This is a genomic window from Arthrobacter sp. NPDC092385 (genome assembly GCF_044755105.1).
GTDB lineage: Bacteria > Actinomycetota > Actinomycetes > Actinomycetales > Micrococcaceae > Arthrobacter_D.
In genome coordinates this window covers 108,789-134,566 of record NZ_JBIVQL010000003.1, presented here as the reverse complement: position 1 = coordinate 134,566, position 25,778 = coordinate 108,789, and the positions used below count along the sequence as shown (strand labels likewise).

At 70.3% G+C, this 25,778-nt stretch carries 23 protein-coding genes; 11 read left to right on the top strand and 12 right to left on the bottom strand.

All coding sequences use genetic code 11. From position 1 onward, the window contains the following. Window positions 1-50 precede the first annotated feature (50 nt). Complete coding sequence (locus ACIQCY_RS05670; protein WP_400482915.1) at window positions 51-1,850, top strand: bifunctional metallophosphatase/5'-nucleotidase; 1,800 nt, start codon at window positions 51-53, stop codon at window positions 1,848-1,850. A 119-nt stretch (window positions 1,851-1,969) separates the two neighbouring features. Here ACIQCY_RS05670 and ACIQCY_RS05665 read toward each other — a convergent pair whose 3' ends face one another. Further along, entirely contained in the window at window positions 1,970-2,770 is an 801-nt protein-coding gene (locus ACIQCY_RS05665; RefSeq protein WP_400482914.1) for a FadR/GntR family transcriptional regulator, read from the bottom strand. A 185-nt stretch (window positions 2,771-2,955) separates the two neighbouring features. Here ACIQCY_RS05665 and ACIQCY_RS05660 point away from each other — a divergent pair, with 185 nt between their 5' ends. The 3 genes from ACIQCY_RS05660 to ACIQCY_RS05650 all read left to right on the top strand — a co-directional run bounded on the left by ACIQCY_RS05660 (window position 2,956) and on the right by ACIQCY_RS05650 (window position 6,023). Beyond that, entirely contained in the window at window positions 2,956-4,407 is a 1,452-nt protein-coding gene (locus ACIQCY_RS05660) for an APC family permease (RefSeq protein ID WP_400482913.1), read from the top strand. Further along, window positions 4,404-5,372: an acetamidase/formamidase family protein gene (locus ACIQCY_RS05655; protein ID WP_400482912.1), complete on the top strand. Its 969-nt coding sequence runs from the start codon at window positions 4,404-4,406 to the stop codon at window positions 5,370-5,372. The genes ACIQCY_RS05660 and ACIQCY_RS05655 overlap by 4 nt, the downstream gene beginning before the upstream one ends. A gap of 93 nt (window positions 5,373-5,465) precedes the next feature. Further along, complete coding sequence (locus tag ACIQCY_RS05650; RefSeq protein ID WP_400482911.1) at window positions 5,466-6,023, top strand: GNAT family N-acetyltransferase; 558 nt, start codon at window positions 5,466-5,468, stop codon at window positions 6,021-6,023. Window positions 6,024-6,178: 155 nt separating this feature from the next. Here the strand turns inward: ACIQCY_RS05650 and ACIQCY_RS05645 are convergent, their stop codons facing one another. The 3 genes from ACIQCY_RS05645 to ACIQCY_RS05635 all read right to left on the bottom strand — a co-directional run bounded on the left by ACIQCY_RS05645 (window position 6,179) and on the right by ACIQCY_RS05635 (window position 9,832). Beyond that, entirely contained in the window at window positions 6,179-6,499 is a 321-nt protein-coding gene (locus ACIQCY_RS05645; RefSeq protein WP_400482910.1) for a putative quinol monooxygenase, read from the bottom strand. Between the two features lie 105 nt (window positions 6,500-6,604). Next, complete coding sequence (locus ACIQCY_RS05640) at window positions 6,605-8,947, bottom strand: YhgE/Pip family protein (RefSeq protein ID WP_400482909.1); 2,343 nt, start codon at window positions 8,945-8,947, stop codon at window positions 6,605-6,607. 3 nt (window positions 8,948-8,950) lie between these two features. Beyond that, a complete protein-coding gene (locus ACIQCY_RS05635) occupies window positions 8,951-9,832 on the bottom strand; it encodes an ATP-binding cassette domain-containing protein (protein ID WP_400482908.1) in 882 nt (293 codons plus the stop codon). Between the two features lie 31 nt (window positions 9,833-9,863). Here ACIQCY_RS05635 and ACIQCY_RS05630 point away from each other — a divergent pair, with 31 nt between their 5' ends. The 3 genes from ACIQCY_RS05630 to ACIQCY_RS05620 all read left to right on the top strand — a co-directional run bounded on the left by ACIQCY_RS05630 (window position 9,864) and on the right by ACIQCY_RS05620 (window position 12,124). Further along, complete coding sequence (locus ACIQCY_RS05630; protein WP_400482907.1) at window positions 9,864-10,508, top strand: TetR/AcrR family transcriptional regulator; 645 nt, start codon at window positions 9,864-9,866, stop codon at window positions 10,506-10,508. A 99-nt stretch (window positions 10,509-10,607) separates the two neighbouring features. Continuing rightward, window positions 10,608-11,051 carry a YkvA family protein gene (locus tag ACIQCY_RS05625; protein ID WP_400482906.1) on the top strand — a complete coding sequence of 148 codons (444 nt, stop codon included), beginning with the start codon at window positions 10,608-10,610 and terminating at the stop codon, window positions 11,049-11,051. A gap of 44 nt (window positions 11,052-11,095) precedes the next feature. Continuing rightward, window positions 11,096-12,124, top strand: a complete 1,029-nt coding sequence (locus ACIQCY_RS05620; protein ID WP_400482905.1) for an isopenicillin N synthase family dioxygenase — start codon at window positions 11,096-11,098, stop codon at window positions 12,122-12,124. A gap of 205 nt (window positions 12,125-12,329) precedes the next feature. On the opposite strand, the gene ACIQCY_RS05615 is transcribed toward ACIQCY_RS05620, so the two are convergent. The 4 genes from ACIQCY_RS05615 to ACIQCY_RS05600 are packed head-to-tail and all read right to left on the bottom strand — an operon-like array spanning window position 12,330 to window position 13,643. After that, window positions 12,330-12,548 carry a hypothetical protein gene (locus ACIQCY_RS05615; RefSeq protein ID WP_400482904.1) on the bottom strand — a complete coding sequence of 73 codons (219 nt, stop codon included), beginning with the start codon at window positions 12,546-12,548 and terminating at the stop codon, window positions 12,330-12,332. 9 nt (window positions 12,549-12,557) lie between these two features. Next, a complete protein-coding gene (locus ACIQCY_RS05610; RefSeq protein WP_400482903.1) occupies window positions 12,558-12,821 on the bottom strand; it encodes a DUF3253 domain-containing protein in 264 nt (87 codons plus the stop codon). Further along, a complete protein-coding gene (locus ACIQCY_RS05605; protein WP_400482902.1) occupies window positions 12,814-13,170 on the bottom strand; it encodes a hypothetical protein in 357 nt (118 codons plus the stop codon). Before ACIQCY_RS05605 ends, ACIQCY_RS05610 begins: the two co-directional genes overlap by 8 nt. A 14-nt stretch (window positions 13,171-13,184) precedes the next feature. Further along, the gene (locus tag ACIQCY_RS05600; RefSeq protein WP_400482901.1) at window positions 13,185-13,643 is read right to left on the bottom strand and encodes a DUF3817 domain-containing protein; all 459 of its coding nucleotides are present in this window, start codon (window positions 13,641-13,643) and stop codon (window positions 13,185-13,187) included. A 154-nt stretch (window positions 13,644-13,797) separates the two neighbouring features. Here ACIQCY_RS05600 and ACIQCY_RS05595 point away from each other — a divergent pair, with 154 nt between their 5' ends. Next, window positions 13,798-17,355, top strand: coding sequence for a TM0106 family RecB-like putative nuclease (locus ACIQCY_RS05595; RefSeq protein ID WP_400482900.1), 3,558 nt, complete (start codon window positions 13,798-13,800; stop codon window positions 17,353-17,355). 102 nt (window positions 17,356-17,457) lie between these two features. Here ACIQCY_RS05595 and ACIQCY_RS05590 read toward each other — a convergent pair whose 3' ends face one another. Both ACIQCY_RS05590 and ACIQCY_RS05585 read right to left on the bottom strand, forming a co-directional pair. Next, entirely contained in the window at window positions 17,458-17,661 is a 204-nt protein-coding gene (locus tag ACIQCY_RS05590) for a cold-shock protein (protein WP_026533290.1), read from the bottom strand. 211 nt (window positions 17,662-17,872) lie between these two features. Continuing rightward, window positions 17,873-18,862 (bottom strand): LLM class flavin-dependent oxidoreductase, encoded by a 990-nt coding sequence (locus ACIQCY_RS05585; RefSeq protein WP_400482899.1) that lies wholly within the window; start codon window positions 18,860-18,862, stop codon window positions 17,873-17,875. A gap of 148 nt (window positions 18,863-19,010) precedes the next feature. On the opposite strand from ACIQCY_RS05585, the gene ACIQCY_RS05580 reads away from it, so the two are divergent. Then, window positions 19,011-19,172 (top strand): hypothetical protein, encoded by a 162-nt coding sequence (locus ACIQCY_RS05580; protein WP_400482898.1) that lies wholly within the window; start codon window positions 19,011-19,013, stop codon window positions 19,170-19,172. Here ACIQCY_RS05580 and ACIQCY_RS05575 read toward each other — a convergent pair whose 3' ends face one another. Next, the gene (locus tag ACIQCY_RS05575) at window positions 19,173-19,724 is read right to left on the bottom strand and encodes a helix-turn-helix domain-containing protein (protein ID WP_400482897.1); all 552 of its coding nucleotides are present in this window, start codon (window positions 19,722-19,724) and stop codon (window positions 19,173-19,175) included. Between the two features lie 82 nt (window positions 19,725-19,806). Between ACIQCY_RS05575 and ACIQCY_RS05570 the strand changes: the two genes are divergently transcribed. Then, complete coding sequence (locus tag ACIQCY_RS05570) at window positions 19,807-21,000, top strand: benzoate/H(+) symporter BenE family transporter (RefSeq protein ID WP_400482896.1); 1,194 nt, start codon at window positions 19,807-19,809, stop codon at window positions 20,998-21,000. On the opposite strand, the gene ACIQCY_RS05565 is transcribed toward ACIQCY_RS05570, so the two are convergent. Next, entirely contained in the window at window positions 20,997-22,298 is a 1,302-nt protein-coding gene (locus ACIQCY_RS05565; RefSeq protein WP_400483063.1) for a cation:proton antiporter, read from the bottom strand. The two genes, ACIQCY_RS05570 and ACIQCY_RS05565, sit on opposite strands and share 4 nt — an antisense overlap. Window positions 22,299-22,473: 175 nt before the next feature. Here ACIQCY_RS05565 and ACIQCY_RS05560 point away from each other — a divergent pair, with 175 nt between their 5' ends. Further along, window positions 22,474-25,770 (top strand): SNF2-related protein, encoded by a 3,297-nt coding sequence (locus ACIQCY_RS05560; RefSeq protein ID WP_400482895.1) that lies wholly within the window; start codon window positions 22,474-22,476, stop codon window positions 25,768-25,770. Window positions 25,771-25,778 lie beyond the last annotated feature (8 nt).

Genomic DNA, 25,778 nt, shown 5'->3' with positions numbered 1-25,778 from the left:
CGGTCACGGATAGGCTGTCGCCACCGCATTCCTACAGGAGCTGATTTCACGTGTCACAAAGTTTTCCAAGGGGCCACCGGCGTGCCGCCGCGGCCGTCGCCCTCGGCTGCGTCGCCGCACTCGGACTCGCGCCCGCAGCAACCGCCGCACCCGGCGGTGCCCAGGGCACGCAGGACCCCGTCACCATCACCGTCATGGGTACCAGCGACCTCCACGGCTACATCGAGAACTGGGACTACTTCACCAACGCCGAGTACGACGACGCCGCACACAACGACGTCGGACTCGCCAAGGTCTCCACCCTCGTCAACCAGGTCCGTGCGGACCGCGGCGAGGGATCGACCCTGCTGATCGACAACGGCGACACCATCCAGGGCACCTCCCTCACCGACTACTACGCGAACGTCGAACCCGTGGACGAGACCGGCGAGACCCACCCCATGGCCGCCGCCATGAATGCCATGGGCTATGACGCCACGACCCTCGGCAACCACGAGTTCAACTACGGCGTGCCCCTCCTGCGCACCTACGAGGACCAGCTCGACTTCCCGCTGCTCGGCGCGAACGTCAAGGACTGGGACACCGGAGAGGACGCCTTCACCCCGTACGTCATCAGGACCGTGAAGCTCAAGGGCCAGAAGCCCATCAGGGTGGGCATCCTCGGGTTGACCACCCCGGGCAGCGCCATCTGGGACAAGAACAACGTCGAGGGTGAGCTCCGCTTCGAGGGCATGGTGGAGCAGGCGCAGAAATACGTGCCGGAGATGAAGGCCGCCGGCGCGGACGTCGTCGTCGTCAGCTCGCACTCCGGCCCCTCCGGGACATCCTCCTACGGCGGCGGACTGCCGGTCGAGAACGCGTCGACGCTGCTCGCCGAGCAGGTACCGGGTATCGATGCGATCCTCGCGGGGCACGAGCACCAGGAGATCCCGGAGCGCTTCGTCACGAACAGGCAGACGGGCGAACAGGTGCTCCTCACAGAGCCGAAGAACTGGGGCATGCGCCTGTCCGTCATGGACTTCGAGCTGACGAAGGTGCGTGGCCAGTGGGACGTCACCTCGGCGAACTCGGAGCTGCTCAACACCAACACCGTCGAGGCCGACCCGAAGATCTCGGCCATCGCCGCCGGCCAGCACCAGCGTGTCATCGAGTACGTGAACACGGCCATCGGCACGGCGACGGCGACCATGTCGGCCGCGGAGTCGCGCATCCGTGACACCGCCGTCATGGACTTCGTGAACGAGGTCCAGGCGGGAGCCGTGGACAGGGCGCTCGATGGGACGCCCAACGCCGACCTCCCGGTGCTGTCCATCGTGGCGCCCTTCAACCGCGCAGCCGTGATCCCCCAGGGCCCCGTGACCATCCGCGACATGGCCGGGCTGTACGTCTTCCCGAACACGCTCTTCGGGGTCGAGATGACCGGCGCCCAGGTGAAGGACTACCTCGAGTACTCGGCGAAGTACTTCAACCAGAGCGCACCCGGCACTCCTGTCGATCCTGCAACGCTGACCAACGCCGCGGGCACGCCCGACTACAACTACGACATGATGTCGGGCGTCTCCTACGGCATCGACATCAGCAAGCCGGTGGGCCAGCGCATCACCGACCTCAGCTACGCCGGTGCGCCGATCGACCCGACGCAGCGCTTCGCGGTGGCGACGAACAACTACCGGCAGTCGGGCGGCGGGAACTTCCCGCACATCGCCACGGCGCCGGTGCTCGTGAACCAGACCACCGAGATCCGCCAGCTGCTGATCGACTACCTGATCGCCGAGGGCACGATCGACCCGGCGGACTTCTTCGTGGAGAACTGGAAGCTGACCCGCGACGGCGAGCCGGTCTTCGACTAGGGCACGTGTCTCCTCGCCTGCAGGGCGGGTGGGGAGACGCTCCCGGTCGCTTTCGTCCGGTCCTCGGCCGCCGGCACCCTCGGGGCCGGGGACCGGGGGCCTTGCACGTACCCGGCCGGCTACGTGGGCCCGGGCCGCGGCGACGTGCTGGCGGTAGTCCTGGAGAGCGCCGCCTCGATCATCTCGAAGTCGATCTTCACGTGCTGCCGGGCGATGCCCTCCGCCGCATCGGAGTCCTGCGAGCAGATCGCGGCCACCAGCAGCTCGTGGTCCTTCAGCGCCCGGGCCTCCATGGCCTCGACGCCGTCCACCGGCCCCCAGGGATGCGAGGGCGCGGCCAGGTTCAGGCGGGCCTCGACCTCCGCGAGGAGCGCGCCCAACAGCGCGTTGTGCGTCGCCGCGCTGATCGCCGCATGCAGCGCCGCGTCCGCCGACTGGGAGGCCTTGCCCGACGCCGCTGCGCGGAAGTCCTCCAGGCGTGCGCGGAGTACCACCACGTCCTCGTCACTCCGGTTGTCAGCGGCGGAGCGAGCGAGCGCTCCGTGCAGGAGGCACAGCGTCTCCCTCAGATCCCGCATCGATTCCCAGCGTGCTCCGAGCGTGCGCTGCACAGCCTGTCCGGAAGATTCCTCCGGTTGCCCCGTGACGAAGGACCCGCCGTTCCGGCCGCGCCTCGTCTCGAGGATCCCCTGCGACACGAGCCGCGCGATGGCCTCACGGACGGTCATCCTGCCGACGCCGAGGGAGATCGCCAGGTCCCGCTCCGAGGGCAGGCGGGCGCCGGGCAGGTACTCCCCCACCGCGATCGCCGTGACCAGCCTGTCCGCGATCTCGTCCCCGCGGGAGTGGGCCTGCAGGGGAGCTGAAAGAAGCCCTTCGAGGGGCGGCGTTCGGGTCTGGGCCTGGTCGGACACCTGCATTCCCCCACCCTAGGTCAGGTTTTACCTGCCGGAAACAAAAGGTCTTCCAGAAAGACCTTTTGTGCGCAAGGATACTGCTCAGACCGATCGGGCTCGCCCGCTGAAGGTCTCGATCCCCCTTCTGCGGCGCGTTCCACCCTTCCTGGACACCGGGACCGCCGCAGGTCCGAACGAAAGGCACATCGGTGGCCACTCCCCACTCCTCCGGCGAGTTGAGCGCGCAGCAGCAGCTCGAATCCTACGGATACAAGCAGGAGCTCAAACGGTCGGTCTCCACGACCGACCTGCTCATCTACGGGTTGATCTTCATGGTGCCGATCGCCCCCTGGGCGATCTTCGGTACGGTCTACAACGCCGCCGACGGCATGGTTCCCCTCGTCTACCTGATCGGGCTCGTGGCGATGATCTTCACCGCCCTGGCCTACTCGCAGATGGCGAGATCCATCCCGCTCGCGGGGTCCGTCTTCTCCTACGTGGGCCGCGGCATCCACCCCACGGTCGGGTTCTTCGCCGGCTGGGCGATCCTCCTCGACTACCTCCTCATCCCGACGCTCCTCTACGTGTTCGCCGCGGAGTCGATGATCGGCATCTTCCCCGGCTCGGCGCGGTGGGTGTGGGCACTGGTGTTCGTCGCCATCAATACGGCCGTGAACCTGCTGGGCGTGAGCTCGCTCAAGCTGATGAACCGCATCTTCCTCGTGGTGGAACTGGCCTTCGTGGTGATCTTCATCGTGATCGCGGCGTCGGCCCTCAACGGCGGCACCATCCCGGGCGCCGAGTTCTCCGCCGCACCCATCTGGGACGCGGACAAGGTGAGCGGCCCGCTGCTGGCCTCGGCCCTCTCCATCGCCGTCCTCAGCTTCCTCGGGTTCGACGGCATCTCCACCATGGCCGAGGAATCCACCGGCAAGCGCACCGCGGCCGGAAGGGCCATGATCATCGCCCTCTTCATCGCCGCGTTCTGCTTCGTGACCCAGACCTGGCTGGCCAGCCTCCTCGCAGCGGACCAGGGCCCCTTCTCGGACGAGGCTGCCGGTAATGCCTTCTTCGACCTGGTGGAAGCGGCCTCGAGCAGCACCTGGGCCACGGCCTTCTTCGTGGTCAACGTCCTCGCCCTCGGCATCGCGAACGCCATGGCCGCTCAGGCTGCCACCTCGCGGCTGCTCTACTCGATGAGCCGCGAGGGCCAGCTGCCCAGGTTCCTCAGCGCCATCAACTCGCGGAAGGTCCCCCAGTACGCGATCATCACGGTGTCCGTGATCTCGGCCGTCCTGGTGCTGTTCTTCGTCGGCCAGATCGACATCATCTCGGCGCTGGTCAACTTCGGGGCGCTCTTCGGGTTCCTCATGCTCCATGTCTCCGTGGTGGTGCACTACGTGGTGCGCAAGAAGTCCACCAACTACCTCCTGCACCTCGTGGTCCCCGTGATCGGCTTCCTCATCATCGGGTACGTCCTGCTCAATGCGGCGGTCGAGGCGAAGATCGGCGGCATCGTCTGGCTCGTCATCGGCGCCTGCGTCTTCGCCTACTACAGGAAGACCGGACGCACCACGGACGTCTCCGGGAGGGACTCCGCCGCTCCGGACGAGGACTACCAGCCGGTGGCCACCGGCGAACGCGAAGGGCTCCGACCATGACCGGCACCGCAGCATCCACCACTCCCCCGACGGACGGCCTCGACCACTTCCTCGGCAAGGAACACGGGCACCCCGGCTTCACGGCCGAGGTGGAGCCCGCCCTGCGCATCGCTCCCGGCACCGGGGCGCGCATCGGCTTCGAGACGAGCGACGAGGTGTACGCACAGCTCCATGAGCACAAGGACATGGGGAAGCTGACCGCGCAGCTCAACCCCGTCACGGGTCCGCTGTACGTCGAGGGTGCAGAACCCGGGGACGCGCTCGCCGTCACCATCCACGAGATCCGGCTGAAGGACTGCGGCTGGTCCGTCAGCCTGCCGGGCGTGGGCGCCCTGCAGGAGAGGATGGGGCCGGACATGTTCACGCGCCGGGTCCCCATCGACGGCGACGGCGTCCACGTGACGGACCGCCACACCCTCGAACCGGCCCCGATGATCGGGTGCATCGGCACGGCGCCGGCACGGGGATCGCATTCGACGGTCATGCCCTCCTATGCGCAGGGCGGCAACATGGACCTCACGGACTGCCGTCCCGGCACCACGGTCTACCTGCCTGTCATGACGGAGGGCGCCTACCTGTCCATCGGGGACATCCACGCGATCATGGCGGTGGGCGAGTCGTCCTTCGTCGCCATCGAGGCCGAGGGCGTGGCCGTCGTCAGTGTGGACGTCGTCAAGGATCTGCCGCTCCGGGCGCCGAGGGTGGAGACCGAGTCGGAGTGGATCTTCGTCGGCCTGGGCGACCCCGTGCAGGAGTCGGTCCGGCGCGGCTACGAGGACGCCTTCGACTTCCTGGTGGACACCCACGGCCATACGCCCGGCGACGCGTACGCCCTCCTCAGCGCGGTCTGCCATTCGCGGCTGGGCGGCCCCACCGGCAGCACGGCGCCCGACCCGCTGCACCCCATGGCTCCCGTGGGCGCGGTGACGACGCACCATTTGCCCAAGAGCGTCCTCGCCCCGTAGGGCTGCGGCGAGCCGGGTACCGGCAGCAGAAGCACCAGCAGGACGCGGACCCCCGGGTCCGCGTCCTGCTGCAACTCGTCCTAGATTGGAGGCATGACGATCGACATCGCGACGGCCACGGCCGACGACGCGGCGGCACTGGCCGTGTGCGCCGCCATCACCTTCCCCCTCGCCTGTCCGCCGGACTCCCCGCCCGAGGAGATCCAGCGGCACATCGACACGCAGCTCTCGGCGGAACGGTTCGGGGAGCACCTCGCCGCTGCCGGCCGCACGATCCTCTGCATCAGGGACGGTAGCCGGATCGCCGGCTGGAGCATGGTGGTCGAGGACCAGCCCGCCGACGCCGATGTGCTGGCCGCGCTGACCCTCGCGCCCGTCGTCGAGCTCAGCAAGTTCTACGTCCACCCCGACCACCACGGCAGGGGGTCCGCAGCGGCGCTGATGGCCGCGACCCTGGATCTCGCCGCGCGGTCCGGGCAGCCGGGCGTCTGGCTCGGCGTCAACCAGGAGAACCTCCGGGCCATCCGCTTCTACACGAAGAACGGCTTCCGGAGGGTGGGGACCAAGCGGTTCCGCCTCGGCGACCGCTACGAGGACGACTTCATCATGGAGCGGACGCTCCCCGCCGGCCGGAGCGCACGGTCGGCCTGACACCGTGGGCCTGACACCGCGGGCCTGACACCGTGGGCCTGACACCGTGGGCCTGACACCGCAGGCCTGACACCGTCCGCCCACGTCCCCGGCCGGCAGGCAAAACCCGGCGGACAAAACCCGGCAGACAAAACCCGGCAGGGCCGGCCTCGCGCCTAGTCCACCGTCAGCTCGCCCATGCGTCCCCAGCCCTCGGCGCCGATGCGCTCGCTGATGATCTCCGGAGTCTCCACGAGTGCCTGGGGCATGTCCTGCATCGCCTGGGAGAAGTGGTCGCTGTTCACGTGGGCCTCGGCGGCGTCGTCCTGGAACGCCTCGACGAGCACGAAGCGGTGGGGATCGTCGACGCTGCGCGACCAGTCGAACCACAGGTTGCCGGGTTCCTGGCGCGTGGCCTCGGTGAAGTCCCGCGTGAGGTCGATCCAGCGGTCGCTCCACTCGGGCTTCACGTTGAACTTGACGACGATGAAGATCATGGGATGGTGCCTTCCTGGTGGAGGTATCGCGCTCGGGTACTCCTCCAACCTATAAGCTCCCGCCACCTCCCGCATGCGCCCCTGCCGCCTGTGGAGGGCGGGTTGTCAGATCGCGAGGCTCGGGTGCAGTTTCTCCAGCGACCACGAGCGGCCGCGGTGCGAGGCGACGACCGACAGTCCCGCCGCGAGCACGAAGAACACCAGCAGCTGGGCGGCCGAGAGCCACACGACGCCGAGGTCACCGCCGGCGATGAGGTGGCGCAGACCCGTGACCGCATGCGTCATCGGCAGCAGCGGGCTCAGGAACTGGAAGAATCCCGGCTCGGTGGCCACCGGGTAGGTCCCACCGGCGGAGGTGAGCTGCAGCATCAGCAGCACCAGCGCCACCAGCCGTCCGACGCCGCCGAGGAGTGCGACGAGCGCCTGATGGATGGCCGTGAAGACCAGCGCGGTGAGGATGGTGAAGGCCACGAGTCCTACGGGGTGCGGCGTGGTCAGCCCGACGCCGGCCACCAGGATCCCGAGCAGCACCAGTGCCTGCAGCACCGCGAACAGCGCACCCTGCAGGTACCCGGCGGCCGAGACCCGCCAGGCCGCGGCCGCGGAGGCGAGCGCCCGCGGCGACAGGGCACGGAGCACGATGTACGTCACGATGCCGCCCACCCAGAGCGCCAGGGGGATGAAGTATGGCGCCATGCCCTCGCCATAGGCGTCCACGGCGTTGGCGTGCGTGCGCTCGATGGATACCGGCGAGGAGGCGACGTCGCTCAGTTCGCTGCGCTGCTCGTCGCCGTAGTCCGGGACCTGTCCCGCGCCCTGGTCGAGCTGCGTGGCGAGGTCGCGGGATCCACTGGAGAGGGTGCCGAGGCCGTCCTCGAGCCGCGTCGCTCCGTCGTACGCCTGCCCTGACCCGTCGGCCAGCGTGGCCGCTCCCCCGGCGACCTGGCCCGCACCGCCGCTGAGCGTCGCCGCTCCCGCGGCGATCCGGTCGGCGCCGTCGGAGGCCGAGGCGATCCCGTCCCGGAGGGCCGGTGTGTCCTGGGCGAGCGTGGAGGTCCCGGCCTGCAGCTGCGCGAGCCCGCCCGCGAGGCTGTCGGCGCCCTGAGCCACCGCTGCCGCACCGGCTGCCGTGTCCTGCGCACCCGTCGCCAGGCCCGCGCTTCCGGCAGCCAGCTGGTCGGCGCCGTCGGCCGCCGCGGACGCGCCTGCGGCTGCCGCTGCTGCGCCCGAGGCGAGGTCGATGGCGGACGTGGCGAGCGTGCCGGCGCCACCGGAGACCTGATCGCTTCCTGCAGCGGCGGCCTCCGCGCCGGCGGCGAGCTGCTGGAGCGCCGCGAGCCGCTCGGCATCCGTGAGGGAGCCGTAGCCCGCGGTGAGCCGGGCGAGGCCGTCGGCGACTGCGCGTGAACCGGCAGCCGACTGCCCCGCTCCGGTCGAGAGCTGGGCAGCACCCGTAGAGAGGGCGCCCGCGCCCTCTCCGAGCTGCCCGACGCCGTCGGCGACGCTGCGCGTACCGCCCGCCAGCGCGGTCGCGGATCCTGCGAGCCGGGAGGCTCCGTCCGCCACGGACTGCGCGCCCGGAGCGAGCTGGGAGGCACCGTCCCGGAGCGTCGCTCCGCCCGAGGCGGCCGAGGCGGCGCCGTCGGCCAGCTGCTGCGACTGCGGGACGAGGTCCGCCGTCGCCGCATCGAGCTGCCCGAGCCCTGTGGCGAGGTCGCCGGCACCCGTCGAGAGGTCCGCCGCCCCTGCGGCCACGTCCGCGGTACCGGCCGAGAGCTCGGTGCTGCCGTCCACGAGGTCCCCGAGGCCGACGACGAGCGAGGCCGATCCTTCGTCGGCACCCTGGGCGCCGTCGGCGATCCTCCCGGCACCCTCGCCGGCCTCGGCGAGCTTCCCGTGGAGGGAGGAGAAGCCGAGGTAGATGCTGTCCAGGTAGTCCTTCGTGGCGCCGGACTGCACCTGGCGCTGCAGGTTCGCCGCCACGGTGTTGCCGACCTGACCCACGATGTAGCTGTCGGCGTCGTTGGTGGTGATGTCGAGCATCGCCCGGGCAGGGGCCTCGCCGCCGACCGAGGCGAGCTGCGAGGAGAATTCCGCCGGGATGTCGAGGGTCGCCGCGTAGGTGCCGTCGTCGAGCCCTGCCTGCGCTTCCTCCCGGTCGACCGCGACCCAGGTGAAGCCGGCGTCGTCGGAGGAGGTGAGCGTGGCCGTGAGGTCCGCGCCGGCCGAGATGGTGGCGGCGGTGCCGTCGGGGCCGGTGGCGGTAGCGGGCCGGTCCTCGTCGACGACGGCGGCCGTCAGGTGGTCGAGGCTGCCCGTCGGGTCCCAGTTGGCCGCGAGGTACAGCCCGCCGTAGAGCGCGGGGATGATGGCGATGACCAGCAGTGCGGCCTTCGACGTGAGGGTGATGCGGAAGCGTGAGAGCTCCGTGCGGAGCAGGGAGAACACGGTTTACCTGATTTCGGGAGCTGGAGACGAGGGAAGGGATGCCGCGGACCCGAGGTCATGGACGGCGACGGGGCGCAGGGGAAGCGCGCTGAGACGGTGGCCTGCATGGAGGACGTCGTCGAGCTCCTGCCGGTCCTGGCAGGTGGCGACGACGGTCAGCGGCGGAACGCCGTCCCGGCGCGTGCGCTCGAGGGTGAGGAGCGCGGCCCAGGCGGCGCGGCGCTCATCCGAGGTGCGGAGCCGGTCGACGTCGTCGACCACGAGGATGTCCGGCGCCGAGACCAGGGCGAGGACGAGGCCGAGCGCGAAGCGGGCCACCGGCGATGCGTCGCGGACGAGTTCTCCCCGGTGGAGCCGGGCCTGGGCGAGGGGCGCGGCGGCGGGATCGTCGCCGAAGGCGTCCCCGAGCGCTCCCAGCAGGTCGTTGGCCGCGGTGATGGTACGGCCGACCTGCTCGTGGGTGGCGGACCGCCGCCACCACGGGCCGGCGAGTTCGAGCGCCTCGGCGACGTGGTGCCTGACCGTGAGGGTCTCGTCGAGCGGCGTCACGGTGGCGTTGCCGGTGAAGCCGACCTTCCGCCGCGCGGCTCCTGCCTGCCGGGGCAGCGCGAGCCCGAGGACGGAAACCTGCCCGGCCGTGGGCGTGAGCCGACCGGCGAGCGCCAGTGCGAGGGCGCTCTTGCCGGTGCCCGACGCTCCGGCGAGGACGGCGAGCGACCCGGTGCCGACATCGAACGTGACGTCCTCGAAGATGGTCCGCTTGCCGGCCCGCAGGGTCAGGCCGCGGACGGCGACGGCCGGCGCACGGTCCGTCGGCTGGTCGGACTGCGCGGCGAGCGGGGAGATGTCCATGGCGTCCTCGATTTCGATACCTGAAGTATTCAATACCAATGGTATCGTAGTTGCAGGAGGACGAATGACGACAGCACAGCCGGAGACCGGCAGCACGGCGGGAGGCCGCCCGCGGCGCCGGCCGCGCCGGGAGGATGTCCGCGCGGGGCTGCTCGCCGCAGCCCTGGAGGTCTTCGAGGAGATCGGGTACGTCGCCGCGCGGCTGGACGCGATCGCCGAACGCGCGGGCTACACGAAGGGTGCGGTCTACTCCAACTTCGGATCGAAGCAGGAACTCTTCGCCACGCTGCTGAGTGAGCGGCTCGCCGATACGGCCGCGGACGTCCTGAGCCAGGTGGACCTCCTGACCTCCCTCGAGGAGACCGTCCTGCACACCGCGCGCTATCTCGCCCGCGGCGTCCTGCAGGAGCAGCGGTGGCACGCGCTCGTCGTCGAGTTCGCACTGCAGGCCGGGCGGGATCCCGAGGTGGGCGCGGTCTTCCGCGAGCACCGGCGCAGCCGGCGGGCCCTGCTCGCCGCCACGCTGGCCCAGCGGGCAGGTACCTTCGGAGCGCCGTCGGACCCCGAGCACTACACGGTCTTCGCGACCATCCTCCTGGCCACGGTGAACGGCATGGCCGTGGAATGTGCGGCCGACCCCGACGCCGTCACCGAGGAGCAGGTCACCGAGAGCATCGCGGCGGTCCTGCGGGCCGCGCTCGCACCCTGAGGCCGGCCACCCCGGCTCCCGCCGGCCGCCGTCGTCCTCATCGAACCCCAGGGTCCATGCGTACGGTAGGCACGGAGCAGGCAGCGGAAGGGGAACGGCATGGAGTGGAACGCGGTACTGCAGGCCGCCCTCGCGGTCCTGCTCGCCTACGTGCTGTTCCTCGCCGGCCTCGTCTTCTACGCGAGGCGCCACCCGGAGATCCTCTCCCTGGCCGATGCACTGCGCCTCGGACCGGACCTCCTGCGGCTCATCCGGCGCCTCGCCGCCGATCGCACCCTCCCCCGGCGGACCCGGATCATCCTCGGCGCGCTCGTGGTGTACCTCGTGCTGCCCGTCGACCTCGTGCCGGACGTGCTGCCGGTGATCGGGTACGCGGACGACGTCGTGCTGATCGCGCTGGCCCTGCGGGCCGTCGTGCGCAGCGCGGGACAGGGCGCCCTTGAGCGGCACTGGCCGGGGTCCGACGGCGGCCTGCGGGCCGTCCGCGCGCTGGCGGGGCTTGCCGATCCCGGCGCGGACGACGCCCGCCGCAACACGGAGTAACGCAAAGTCATAATCCGCTTTTGAACGGGCGTAATCTCCTCCGCATGCAGCATTCCACGGGATCGATCCCCACCCTTGACCTCAGTACCGCACGTTCTGCCGATGGATCCTTCAACCCCGGGTTCATCGAGGAGCTGCGCAATGCCGCCCACACCGTCGGCTTCTTCCACGTCGTCAACTACGGCGCCGCCCCTACCCAGGTGGACGATCTCTTCGACGTCACGCGACGGTTCTTCGAGCTCCCGCTCGAGGAGCGGCTGAGGATCCACAACCGGACCTCGCCCCACTTCCGCGGCTACGCCGGCCTCGGCACCGAGATCACCCGTGGCCGCCCCGACGCCCGGGAGCAGATCGACTTCTCCCCCGAGCGCGAGCCGCTCGGCGACTACCCGGACAACGAGCCGTTCTGGCTGCTCCAGGGTCCGAACCTCTGGCCTCGGGAAGCCCTCCCCGAACTCGAGGAACAGGCCATGGCCTGGGCCGGCCTGATGTCACGGGTGGGTGCCGAGCTGCTCTCCGCGATCGCCGTCGCCCTGCACCTTCCCGAGGACTACTTCGCCGAGCCCTTCGAGCGGACGCCCGCCTGGATGGCCAAGCTCGTGCACTACGTCGGTGGGGTCGTCGAGGGAGCCGGCTCGCAGGGCGTCGGCGCCCACGCCGACTACGGCTTCGTGACGCTCCTGCTGCAGGACCAGGTGGGCGGCCTCGAGGTCCTCCCGCACAGTGCGAGCGAATGGGTGCCGGTCACGCCGATCCCCGGCGCGCTCGTCGTCAATCTGGGCGAGATGCTCGAGGTGGCCACCGAGGGCTACCTCGCGGCCACCATCCACCGCGTGACCGCGCCCCCGGCGGGCGTCGACCGCTACGCCGTCCCGTTCTTCTGGTCGCCGCGCCTCGACGCCGTGATCACGCCGGTGCCGCTCACGGACGAGCTGAAGGCCGCGGCCCGCGGCATCACGGACGATCCGGAAAACCCCATGCTGTCCACCTACGGGTCGAACGTCCTGAAGGGCCGCGTCCGCGCCCACCCGGACGTCACCGAGCTCCACCACCCCGAACTCGCGAAGAAGTAGCCGGCGGACGCACCGCAGGACACGACGACGGCGGCACCCACCTTGGGTGCCGCCGTCGTCGTTCCCGGGCGGCCGTCGGGTGGGCAGGACTCCAGGCCGGCACTGGAGGGGATGCCTTCGAGGATTCCCGGAATGAGGATGTGCATCACGAGCGCGGGGACAAGCCCCTGCGCTACAGGTCCTCCTGCGGACTCCTCGGCTACTCCTATGCGAGCGGGGGCTGCCCGGTGACCTCCACTGCGACGGCCGCGACGGCCTCGAGTTCGACGAGCTGGCCCGGATGACCGAGCACCGTCACACCCATCAAAGTGCTCGGCGGAGCCGGCTCCTGCACCACACCGATGAGTGCGTCCCAGACCTCGACCAGATCGTGCCGGTCGGCAGAAGCCACGAGGACTCGCAGGGAATGCGCAGAGCGATCCATGGCCACAACCTACGCCGGGCCGGTCACCCAGCGGATCCGGATGGGCCCCCGTGCGTCGGGCTCCACCCGGTCGCCGTGCTGGGTCACGTCGACGCGCCCCTCGCCTGCCAGCTCGAACGCGATGCGCCGTGCGGCGGGCATGAGGTCCCGCCATCCCTCCCCGCCGATGCTGCGGGCGGCGTCGGACGGGCACAGCGTCTTGTCGCTGCCGCGCTGCTCCGCGATGCGCAGGATCTCGGTGCGCAGCAGGCCGTCGGAGGATCGCTCACCCATCGCCGGAGCGCTTCCGCGCCGGGCGGTCGGGTCGCGGCGGGTGCAGCGCGTCGAGTTCCTTCAGCGCAGCGGTCCACCGCGCCTTCCTCTCGGCCTCCGACTGCTCCCACCAGGGCTTCCCCCGCTCGCCGAGCCCTTCCTTCGCGAGCTGCACGGTGCGCCGGGCACGCGGCAGTGCCGCGCCGTCGTCGCCCTTGGCGCTGTTGCGGACCCCGGAGCGCCCACGCCCGAGGTGGGACATGAGGCGCGCCAACACGTCCTCGGGCAGGGACGGGTCGGCCTTCCGCCAGCGTCGTCCGCTGTGGAGGAAGAACCGTTCGTCATCGGTGGTGTTCCGCAGATCCGCCATCGGTCAGGCCTCCGTCAGCTCGAGGATCCGGGAGGGCCGACGAGCAGCAACGCGGTGAAGACGACCGAGATGCCGACCATCGCGACGAGCAGTGCGACGAGCGGACTCCGCAGCACCCAGGCCTGGAGCTTCTCGGCCGGATTCACCGGCGCCTCCGCGCCCGGGGCGAGGCGCCACGCGCCGGCCAGCTGCCCGCGGCGCTCGATCCACCGTTCGTACGGGACGGTCGCGAACGGGACGACCGCCGAGGCGAGTCCCAGCAACCCGGTCAGGACGGACCAGCGCTGGTTGATCCAGATGAAGCCGATGGTGACCACGAAGCAGAGGAATACGAATCCGTGCACGGCTCCCGCCGGCGGCACCAGGGCCTCCGTGGTGCGCGTGACGTACTTGAAGAACATGCCCAGCAGCAGGAAGGCCCAGGTCACCGCCTCCGCGACGGCGACGGTGCGGAAAAGCGTGCGGGGGTTCATGGAGTGCTCCTGCTTCGGTGGTCGGTTGTACCAATTCTTCCATTGAGTCCGGAGGCACCGCCCGGTGCTGGCCGAGACCCCCGTCACACGATCGTCGGCGGTACGTGATGAACTGGGGTCCTCCTCCCGACGCGGCGAAAGGTACCTCCAGCCCATGTTCCTGCTCGACGCCGTGGGCGGTCCGCCGGCCCACCCGGACCTCGTGTTCTCCGCGACCGATCTCGTGACGGCGTCCGAGTGCGGCTACCGCCTGCTGCGCATCCTCGACGAGAAGCTGGGCAGGGCGCAGCGCGCCGACTTCGCGCCGGACGAGATGCTGCAGCGGGCCGCCCTCCTCGGCGACGTGCACGAGCACCGCGTGCTGGACGAACTGGTGGCGGAGCACGGGCTGTGGTCGCCGGGCAATCCCACGGGCGTGTACGACGTCGAACCTGCTGCGTCCATGAACCGGACGGCCCTGGCGGACAAGCACGAGGAGTCCCTCCGTGCGCTCCGCTCGGGCGCGTCGGTCGTGTTCCAGGCCGCCTTCTTCGACGGCACGTTCCACGGCCGTTCCGATTTCCTCGTCCGGCAGCCCGACGGCTCCTACGCCGTATGGGACACGAAGCTCGCCCGCCACGCGAAGGTCGGCGCCCTGCTCCAGCTCGCCGCGTACGGCGACCAGCTGCAGGCATCGGGCATCCCGACATCCCCGGAGGTGACGCTCGTCCTGGGCGACCGCTCGCGCAGCGTGCACAGCCTGACCGATCTCCTGCCGGTGTTCCGCGAACGCCGGGCACGCTTCCTCGAGCTGGTGACCGACCACCGGGCCCAGCCAAAGCCGGTGGCCTGGGACTCTCCCGGCATCGCCGCCTGCGGGCGCTGCGACTACTGCACCGAGCAGGTCGAGGCCACGCGGGACCTCCTCCTCGTCGCCTCGATGACCGGAGAACGCCGGGCCAGGCTCCGCAGCGAAGGCATCACCACCATCGACCAGCTCGCCGCCATGCCTGCCCGGCCCGAGGACGCGTCACTGGCCCGCCTGCAGGAGCAGGCGCGCCTGCAGGTCGGTACCGCGCCGACCGACGGCGGCGTGACCTACCTCGACGCGGACGGGGGTGAGCACACGGTCTCCTACCGTGTGCTGCCGCAGCACACGCTGTCCTCCCTGCCCGCACCGAGTCCGGGGGACATCTTCTTCGACTTCGAGGGCGACCCGCTGTGGCAGGACCCGTCGGACGGAAGCTGGGGCCTCGAGTACCTGTTCGGCGTCGTGGAACGGCCGGCGGGCGACGCCGGTGAACCGCCCTTCCGTCCCTTCTGGGCCCACAGCCGTGCGGAGGAGCGGTCGGCGTTCATCCGCTTCCTCGACTACGTGGCGCAGCGCCGGCAGCAGTATCCCGACCTGCACGTCTACCACTACGCCGCGTACGAGAAGAGCGCGCTGCGGCGGCTCTCCCTCGTGCACGTTCTCGGCGAGGACGCCGTGGACACGCTGCTGCGCGACGGCGTGCTCGTGGACCTGTACGAGACCGTGCGCTCCAGCCTCCGCATCTCCGAACGCTCCTACAGCCTCAAGAAGCTCGAACCCCTCTACATGGGCAGCACCCTCCGTTCGGGCGACGTCAAGGATGCCGGAGCCTCCGTGGTGGCCTATGCCGCGTACTGTGCCGCGCGCGACGCCGGTGAGGAGGCCACCGCGGCGGAGATCCTCGCCGGGATCAGCGACTACAACCGCTATGACTGCCTCTCGACGCTCCGGCTCCGGGACTGGCTGCTCGGACTGGGCAGGCGCCTCGGTGGTCCTCCGCGCCAGGACCCGGGCCCGGAGACCGTGGAGGAACCCGAGGTCGCCGCCTACGGGCCGGCCCCGGAGGAGGCGCGGCTCCTGGAGCACCTCGCGAGCCTCCCGCCGGAGGACGCGAAGAACCCGGACCAGCAGGCCATCGCGCTCGTCGCCGCGGCCGTCGGCTACCACCGACGCGAGCGGAAGCAGTTCTGGTGGTCCCACTTCGACCGCCTCGCCGCCCCCGCCCACGCGTGGGAGCAGTCCCGCGACGTCATGGTGTTCCGCACGCTCGAGACCCTGCAGGACTGGGCGAAGCCGACGCCCCGCTCGAACCCGGCACGAACCCTGCGGGCCACGGCGCACCTGCAGCCCGGTGCGGACTTCCGCGAGGACGCGACCTACTTCGCCGTCTACGACGCCCCGGTGCCCGCGGGTGCCGACATCGCCGACAGTGGCGGAACGGGACGCGGCGGATGGTTCGGCGTCGAGGTGACCGAGCTGTCGGAGGACGGGAACGGGCTCACCACGGCCGTGCTCCGGGAGAAGCTGAGGCGGGGAGCCGAGCCGCGCCCGGAACTCCCGCTGGCCCTCGCCCCCGACCAGCCGCTCATGACGAAGTCCCTGCAGGACGCCCTGGTGGCGCTGGCGGACCGGGTGGGCCGGGCGCTGCCCGAGGTCCCGGCCGGCCCTGCGCTGGACCTGCTCCGGCGGATCCCTCCCCGGCTCGCGGACGGCGTGGCCCTGCCTTCGGTACCTCCCGGCGGGAACGGGTACGTGACAGCCATCACGGCGGCCCTGCACCTCCTCGCGGATTCCTACCTCGCGGTGCAGGGGCCTCCCGGCACGGGCAAGACCCACGTCGGCGCCGGCGTGATCGAGCAGCTGGTGCGCGCAGGCTGGAAGGTGGGCGTCGTCGCGCAGTCCCACGCCGTCGTCGAGAACCTGTTGTGCCGGGCGATGGAAGCCGGAGTCCCGGCGGGGCTCGTGGCCAAGCGGACCGGCGACGGGTCCGCGCCGTGGAACCAGAGATCCGACGACGACGTCGCCCGGCTCATCGGGGCGGACGGCGGCTGCCTGATCGGCGGCACGGCCTGGACGCTGACCGGGAGTAGGGTCCCCGCAGGATCCCTCGACCTGCTCGTGATCGACGAGGCCGGGCAGTTCTCCCTCGCCAACACCATGGCGGTCGCGCAGGCCGCCCGCAGGCTCCTGCTGCTCGGTGATCCGCAGCAGCTCCCGCAGGTCAGCCAGGGCACGCACCCCGAACCGGTCGACGAGTCGGCACTGGGATGGCTCTCGGACGGTCACGCCACCCTGCCCGCGCGGTTCGGCTACTTCCTCGCGGACACCTGGCGGATGCATCCCGAGCTGTGCCGGTCGGTCTCCGCCTTCGCCTACGACGGGCGCCTCGCCACGGCTCCGGCGGCGCGGGGGCGGCACCTGGAGGGAGCAGCGCCGGGCATCGGCTGCGTTCTCGTGGACCATGCGGACAACGCGACGTCGTCGCCCCAGGAAGCGGCCGAGGTCCTCCACCAGGTCCGTCGGCATCTCGGCCTGGCCTGGACCCCGCATGCGGGTGCTGCCCCGCGCCCGCTCACGCAGGAGGACATCCTGGTGGTCGCGGCCTACAACGCACAGGTGCACCTCATCCGGCAGGCCCTCGCAGCGGCGGGACTCGGCGACATCCGGGTGGGCACGGTGGACCGGTTCCAGGGCCAGCAGGCCGCCGTCGTGCTCGTCAGCATGGCGGCCTCCTCCGCCGCGGAGGCACCGCGGGGCATCGGGTTCCTGCTCAACCGCAACCGGGTCAACGTCGCCGTCTCACGGGGGCAGTGGCGTGCCGTGATCATCCAATCGCCACGCCTGACCCAGCACATGCCCGCCACCCCTGCCGGCCTCGAGGAGCTCGGAGCCTTCATCGGACTCTGCGGCAGCGGCTCCTGAGCCCCTGCCCCGAGCCGGGGGCGAAGGGACTTAAACGAAGCAGCAGGCCGGACCGGAGTCCGACCTGCTGCTGTCGAAAAGATCTAGGAGAAGATCCGAACCTTAGAGGGGCTGGATGTTCGACGCCTGAGGACCCTTGGGGCCCTGCTCGGTGTCGAAGCTGACCTTCTGGTTCTCATCAAGCGAGCGGTAGCCGCTTGCGTTGATGGCGGAGAAGTGTGCGAACACGTCTGCGCTTCCGTCGTCGGGAGCAATGAATCCAAAGCCCTTTTCAGCGTTGAACCACTTCACGGTACCTGTTGCCATTTTTGTTTATCCTTCTGAAACTCAGACACACTCCGACTTTCGGAGCGGTCCAGTTGCGGCGTGCTTGTCCGCTTTTTCAGAGACGCGGCCTATCCCGCGAGGGCTAAACCGCGCGAAATACAAATGCGCAACACTACAACCGGGTCCCACTTAACCAAACGTTGGAGGGTAATGGCAAGCAGGATCGCAAAGGTTCTTTTTTCCGTGACCTTCAGGCGGCCACCGGGAGCATGCTTTCGGCCAGCAGTTCGAAGGATCGGAGCCATGCCCCGGTGGTCTCGGCCTGCGTCGCGACGATGAGTTCGTCCGCCCCGATCTGGGCCGAGAAGCGCTCGAGGTAGTCCCGTACGACGTCGGGCGTTCCCACGGCGCTGTAGCGCGCCATGTCGGCCATCTGCTGGCCGCCCGGCGACGCGAGGATCGCCTCCGACTCCTCCCGCGTGAAGGTCTGTCCGCGGCCGAGGAGGAGCGTCACGCGGCGGAGCATCGCCTCGTGGAACTCGTGGTGGGCGTCATTCGCGCTGTCTGCCGCGATGACGTTCACGCCGGCGATGAAGTGCGGCTTGTCCGCCTGGGCCGACGGCTTGAACTCTCGCCGGTAGATGGACGCGGCGTCCTGCAGGGCCTGCGGCGCGAAGTGGGACGCGAAGGCGAAGGGCAGGCCGAGCGCCGCAGCGAGCCTCGCACCGAAGAGGGAGGACCCGAGGATGTACAGCGGCACGTTCGTGCCCTTGCCGGGCGTCGCCTGGACGCCCGGGACCCGGGTCTCCCCTGTCAGGTAGCCCTGCAGCTCCAGGACGTCGGAGGGGAAGCTGTCGGCGGACATGGGGTCGCGGCGCAGGGCGCGGGCCGTGACCTGGTCGCTGCCCGGGGCACGGCCGAGGCCGAGGTCGATCCGGCCGGGGTGGAGGCTCTCCAGCGTGCCGAACTGCTCGGCGATGGTCAGCGGCGAGTGGTTGGGCAGCATGACGCCGCCGGAACCGAGCCGGATGCTGGAGGTGTGCGCGGCGATGTGGGCGATGAGCACGCTCGTGGCCGAGGACGCGATACTGCCCATGTTGTGGTGCTCGGCGTACCAGATGCGTTGATAGCCCCAGGTCTCCGCGTGCTGCGCGAGCGACACGCTCGAGGCGAACGTCTCCGCCGGCGTGGATCCCTCGGCGACCTGCGCCAGATCCAGGATGGACAGGGGGACAGTCATGGGTGCACCTCTCGATTCGCGGAACCACGGCGGGGTGTGCCGCGGACCTCTTGAGGGAACGGTTGCCCGGGCGCATCTATTTCCGCACGCCATCACCCGAGTGGGGGTACGGGTCGCGGACCCCGGTGCACCCTGACAGACTGGAACCATGACCACCAGCGAACTGCCGACCTCCGAAGCCGAACTCCGCGAGCGCCAGGACTTCCTCGTCCGCGAACTCGCCGTCGAGCAGAGAACCGAGCGCCTGCAGTCCCTGAGCGATGAGCTGGAGGCCGTGCAGCGGCGGCTCGAGCAGGTCCGCAACGCCTGATCAGGGCTGGACGCCCGGCGTCTCGATGGTGAGCACCCCCTCGGCCCCGCTCGTCGATCCGTAGCCGTGCGCCGTGTCGCCCCGCCACGAGTGCGAGTCGCCGGCCCGGACCTCCTGCTCTGCACCGATCGGCCCCACCCGCGCGCTCCCCCGCACCACGCGGAGGTGCTCCACGGTGCCGGGCCCGTGCGGCGGTGACACCCGCGTGCCCGGCGCGGCGATGGTGAGCCAGAAGACCTCGGTGGTCCCGCCGTCGTCGTGAAGGCGCACCTTGAGCAACCGGGCGTCGACGACGCCGTCGGAGATACTGCGTCCGGCCTCGTCGCCCAGGAGGCCCGTGAGCGGGACACCCAGCGGTCCCGCGAGCGCGTAGAGCGTCTCCAGTGTCGGGTTGCGCGTGCCGGCCTCGAGTTCGGACAGCGTGCCCTTCCCGATCCCGGCCCGGAGTGCCAGCGCGCTCAGCGAGAGCCCCCTCTGCTGCCGGAGCGCCGTGATGCGGCGAGCCACGGCGGCTCGGAGGGACACATTCCGGTCGGGCTTGTCCTCGGGCATTCCAGCATCCTACGCTTGCCGTTCCATATACAGAACACCCTCGATCCACGGGCGCGCGACGCTCCCGGTCAGGAGACCCGCGGTGCACACCAGCACGGCCACCCGGCCCAGCCTGCACGAACCCGTCCTCGCCGGCGTGGTCACGGCCCTCGTCGGCTTCACGTCCTCCTTCGCCGTCGTCCTCGCGGGCCTGCGGGCCACCGGTGCGACGCCGGAGCAGGCAGCCTCGGGGCTGCTCGCCCTGACGGCCGCCGTCGGCCTCGGGATCGTCCTGCTGTCACTGCGGTACCGCATCCCCGTGACGCTCTCCTGGTCCACGCCGGGCGCCGCCCTGCTGGCCGGTGCCAGCGTCCCCGACGGCGGCTGGCCCACCGCGGTGGGCGCCTTCCTCGTCACCGGGATCCTGATCGCCCTGACGGGCGCCGTGCCGTGGCTCGGCAGGCTCGTGGCACGCATCCCGCAGCACCTCGCCCAGGCCATGCTCGCCGGAGTCCTGCTGCCCCTGTGCCTTGCCCCGTTCCAGTCCCTGGGGTCCATCCCCCTCCTGGTGCTCCCCGTGATCGCCGTCTGGCTCGCCGCCTCGGCGCTCATCCCGAAGTGGGCCGTGCCGCTCGCACTCGTGGCGGCCCTCGCCGTCATCGGCGTGCAGTTCGCCCTCCACGGCACCAGAATCGATCCGGCGTCGCTGGCTCCGAGCCTGGCCTTCACCGTCCCGGTGATCGATCCGGCGGCCGTCATCGGCATCGCGCTGCCGCTGTACGTCGTGACGATGGCGTCGCAGAACCTGCCCGGCGTCGCCGTCCTCTCGTCCTTCGGCTACCGCGCGCCGTGGCGGCCGGCACTGGCCGTGACCGGACTCGGCACCGCCGTCGTGGCACCCTTCGGCGGGCACGCGGTGAACCTCGCAGCCCTGTCCGCGGCCCTGTCCGCCGGCGAGGGCGCGGGCGAGGACCGGGACCGGCGCTGGATCGCGGCCCTGACGGCCGGAGTCTCCTACCTGGTGCTCGCGGGAGCATCGGGCGCGCTCGTGGTCGTCGTGGGGGCCGCACCGGCCGGGCTCGTGGAGGCCGTCGCGGGACTCGCGCTGATCGGCACCATGGCGACGGCGGTGACGGCATCCTTCAGGGACACGACGGGCCGCATGAGCGGTGCCGTGACCTTCCTCCTGGCGGCGTCGGGCCTGTCCGTCCTGGGGATCGGCGGGGCGTTCTGGGCGCTCGTCGGCGGACTCGCGGTCCAGGCCGCCCTCGAGCGGAAGAGGGCTGCCGTGAGCTAGACCGGGGTGTTGGGCGCCTGGCTCTCGTCGCCCTGCTCGCGCGCCTTCCGCTGCCGGGCGCGGTCCAGTGCGTTGATGACCGGGGCAGCGGTGATGCCGTGCACCACGATCGAGATGACGATCACCAGCCCGCCGATGCGCCACAGCGCCGTCTCGTCGGCCGAGAACTCCCCCTTGGAGAGGGCATAGCTGAGGTAGTAGATGGAGCCGATGCCGCGGACGCCGAAAAAGGCGAGGACGCCGCGCTCCCTGGGTCCGGTCTTGCCGCGCGCGAGGCTGAGCCAGGCCGTGACCGGGCGGACCAGCAGGATGAACGCGACGGCGACCACCACCTCGAGCGGGCGCAGCCCCTCGAACAGCCCCCGCGCCACGGCGCCGCCCAGCAGGACGAGCACGACGACGGTCAAAAGCCGCTCGAGCTGCTCGATGTAGCTGTGCAGCACGCCGTGGTAGCCGTGGGTCTGCTCACCGGCACGGATGGTGACGGCGCAGACGAACACGGCGATGAAGCCGTACCCCTCGACGGCCTCGGTCACGCCGTACGTCAGGAAGGTGGCCGCGAGCGCCACGAAACCTTCCGAGTAGTTGGCCAGGCGGACGCTCTTGATCGGTGTCCGGAAGAAGATCCGGGCGAGCAGCTTGCCCATGCCGAACCCGAGCGCGCAGCCGACGATCATGCGCCACAGCACATCGAGCAGGATCCACTCCGGGAACCAGGCGGAGGGGGCCGTTCCCACGGTGCTGATCAGGATGGCGAGGTACACGAACGGGAAGGCCAGCCCGTCGTTGAGGCCGGCCTCGGACGTGAGCCCGAAGCGCACCTCGTCCTCGGCCTCGAGGTCCTCCTCGGATTCCGAGGGCTCACCGACCTGCACCTCGGACGCGAGGACGGGATCCGTGGGGGCGAGTGCCGCGGCCACGAGCAGCGCGGAGGCGAGCCCGAGGCCGAGGATCCACAGCCCCATGAGGGTCACCACGAGGATGCACAGCGGCATCGCGATGCCGAGGAGCCGCCAGGTGGTCGACCACCGGCGCCATCCCACCCTGCGGTCCAGGGCGAGCCCCGCACCCATGAGGGAGATGATCACGCAGACCTCGCTGAGGTGGATCGTGACGTCGCTGTACTTCACGGGGTCGGGGTCGGGCAGGTCGCGCGCGAAGCTGAAGACCAGGATGCCGGCCGCGAGGAACACCATGGGCATCGAGACCGGCGCGCGCATGAGCAGGCGGGGCAGGAGCGCGGCGGCGAACACGGCGAGTCCTGCCGCCGCGTAGATGATGCTTGCTGCTTCGAACACGCGCGACCTCTTCCATTCCATCGGCCCAGCCGATTGTCAGTCCCCTTACCAACAGTAGGGCAGGGAGCGGCACCGCATCACCGACAGGGCCACGGCCCCGACGACGGCGGACGGCTGTCGGCGAAAGGGACCGTCCTGGCGAACGAGCGTCGCCCGCGCGTGAGAGCATGGAATTATGCCCAATTCCAGCCACCCCATGGTCGATGTCACCGACATCATCCGGATCGTGGGCGGGGCCGCGTTCCAGCGCGGGCAGACCTACGCCAAGGACGGCGCCGTCAGCTCCCTCGCGTGGGATGCCGAGTCGAAGCTCCTCACCGGCAAGGTGCGCGGCAGCGCGCCCACTGACTACAGGACCAAGCTCCGCCTGGGGCTGAAGGGGGACGGACGCTTCCGCCCACTGGAGAACTTCTGCAGCTGTCCCGTGGGCGCGGACTGCAAGCATGTCGTGGCCACCGCGCTGCAGAGCAACACCGAGAGCCTCCTGGCGCAGCACGAACGCGAGCTCGGCGCGCGTCCGGCGCAGCGCCCGTCCCCGCCGGAAGGCTGGCAGGCGTCCCTGACGGACCTCCTCGAGGCCGACGCCCCGCTGGATTCCCCGGCCGCACCGCTCACGGCCCTCGGCCTGCAGTTCGAACTGCGGACGCCCGAGGTCGCGGTGCAGCGGTGGGGCTCCGCCGCCGAGCGCCAGGGCCAGCGCACGCTCAACACCCGCCTCGGCGTCCGGCCCGTGAGCCAGAACGGCAAGGGCAAGTGGATCAAGAACAACCTGTCCTGGGGCAGTATCAGCTACCAGACCTACGGGTTGAAGCTGGACCCGGACCAGCACCGCTGGTTCTCCCAGTTCCCCGCCCTGCACCGGGGCACGGGTGTCAACTACTTCGGCAACAACGACTCCTGGCTGTACCTCGACGACTTCAGCAACCCCCTCCTCTGGCAGCTGCTGGACGAGGCGCAGCGCCTCGGCATCGCCTTCGTGGGATCGAAGAAGTCCGTCACGATCGAACTCGCCTCCCGCGCGACCCTGAAGCTCGACGCCACCGAGACGGAGGACGGCTCCCTCCAGCTGTGCCCCGCCCTCGACGTCGACGGCCGGCCGCACCCGTCGGACACAGCCCACGTCGTCAGTACCCACGGCATCTACACCGTGGCGCCCGATGACACGATCACGCTCGCTCCGACCTCGCGGAGGCTCTCGCCGAAGGACATCGAACTGCTGCAGCGCGGCCGCGCCGTCGTGGTCCCGGAGGAGGAGAAGTCCCTCTTCCTGCAGGAGTACTACCCGAAGCTGCGGCAGACCATCGAGGTGGACAGCAGCGACGGCAGCGTGGAGCTCCCCGAGATCCAGCCGCCGGTACTCGTGCTGACCACGGCCTACGGGGCCGACGGTTCGGTGTCGCTCGACTGGCACTTCGACTACCCGCTGGGCGACACGCTGCAGCGCCGGCCCTTCCGCAGGGGCGGTCCGGGCAGCGACGACGGCTACCGCGACGCGGACGCCGAGGACGCACTCGCGGCGTCGGCCCGCCAGGTCCTCGGCTCCCTGCCGCTCAAGTCCCAGAAGCTCGAGGACATGCAGGCCGTGGAGTTCGCCGAGGACGTGCTGCCCCGGCTCCTGGAGCTCGACGGCGTGACCGTCGACGTCGTCGGGGAGAAGCCCGACTACCGCGAACTCACCGAGACTCCCACGCTGCGCATCAGCACCGTCGAGACGGACAACCGCGACTGGTTCGACCTCGGCGTCATGGTCACGGTGAGCGGCCGCACCATCCCCTTCGATTCGATCTTCCGTGCCCTCGCGCAGGGCCGGAAGAAGCTGAAGCTCGTCGACAACAGCTACCTGTCCCTCGAGCAGCCGGTGTTCGACCAGCTGCGTGACCTGATCGAGGAAGCCCGGGCGCTGAGCGAGTGGGACCCCGAATCCGGCCTGCAGATCAGCCGCTACCAGGCGGGACTCTGGGCGGACCTCGAGGACCTCGCGGAGGAGACCGAGCAGGCGCAGTCCTGGCGGGACGCGGTCAGCGGGCTCCTCGAACTCAAGGACGTCGAGGCGACCCCCGCCCCCGCCGGCCTCGTCGCCGAGATGCGCCCGTACCAGGCGGAGGGCTTCAGCTGGCTCGCGTTCCTGTGGCGCCACCAGCTCGGCGGAGTGCTGGCCGATGACATGGGCCTCGGCAAGACCCTGCAGGCCCTGGCCCTGATGACCTACGCGAAGGAGAGTTCAGGTCCGGGGGCCCCCTTCCTCGTCGTCGCCCCCACCTCGGTGGTGCCGAACTGGTCCAACGAGTCCCACCGCTTCGCGCCCGGGCTCAAGGTCGTCACGATCAGCGACACCCAGGGCGCCTCCGGGGTGCCCATCCGGGAGCAGGTGGGCGACGCCGATATCGTCATTACCTCGTACACCCTTTTCCGCCTCGACTTCTCCGTCTACCAGGACCTCGCCTGGTCGGGGCTCGTGCTCGACGAGGCGCAGTTCGTGAAGAACCGGGCGTCCAAGGTGCACCAGGCCGCGAAGGACTTCGACGCCCCCTTCAAGCTCGCGATCACCGGAACGCCCATGGAGAACAACCTCATGGAGCTGTGGTCCCTGTTCAACATCGTGGCACCGGGGCTGTTCCCGTCGGCACGGAAGTTCACGGAGGACTACCGGACGCCGATCGAGAAGATCGGCGACAACAGGCCGCTGGTGCGGCTGCGCAAGCGCATCCGTCCGCTGATGATGCGCCGCACCAAGGAGGCCGTCGCCTCCGATCTCCCGCCGAAGCAGGAGCAGATCCTCGAGGTGGAACTCCACCCCGAGCACCGGCACATCTACGAGACGTACCTCCAGCGCGAGCGGCAGAAGCTCCTCGGACTGATCGAGGACATGAACCGGAACCGGATGATCGTGTTCAGGTCCCTGACCCTGCTGCGCATGCTCAGCCTCGATGCCTCGCTCGTGGATCCCGAGCACGAGGGCGTCCCGTCCGCCAAGCTCGAGGTGCTGTTCGAGAACCTCGAGGGCATCCTCGCGGAGGGCCACCGCGCGCTCGTCTTCAGCCAGTTCACCTCCTACCTCAAGAAGGCGGCCGAGCAGCTGGACGCCCGCGGCATCGAGTACGCGTATCTCGACGGCTCCACGCGCAGCCGCGGGGAGGTCATCGATTCCTTCAAGGACGGCAAGGCGCCCGTGTTCCTCATCAGCCTGAAAGCCGGTGGGTTCGGCCTCAACCTGACGGAGGCGGACTACTGCTTCCTGCTCGACCCGTGGTGGAACCCCGCCTCCGAGGCCCAGGCCGTGGACCGCACGCACCGGATCGGGCAGACCAAGAACGTGATGGTCTACCGCATGGTGTCCAAGGGGACCATCGAGGAGAAGGTCATGAAGCTCAAGGAGCAGAAGGCCAAGCTGTTCACGTCCGTCATGGACGACGACGCCGTCTTCAGCTCCGCGCTCACGGCGGAGGACATCCGGGGCCTGCTGGAGGCATAGCCCTCGAT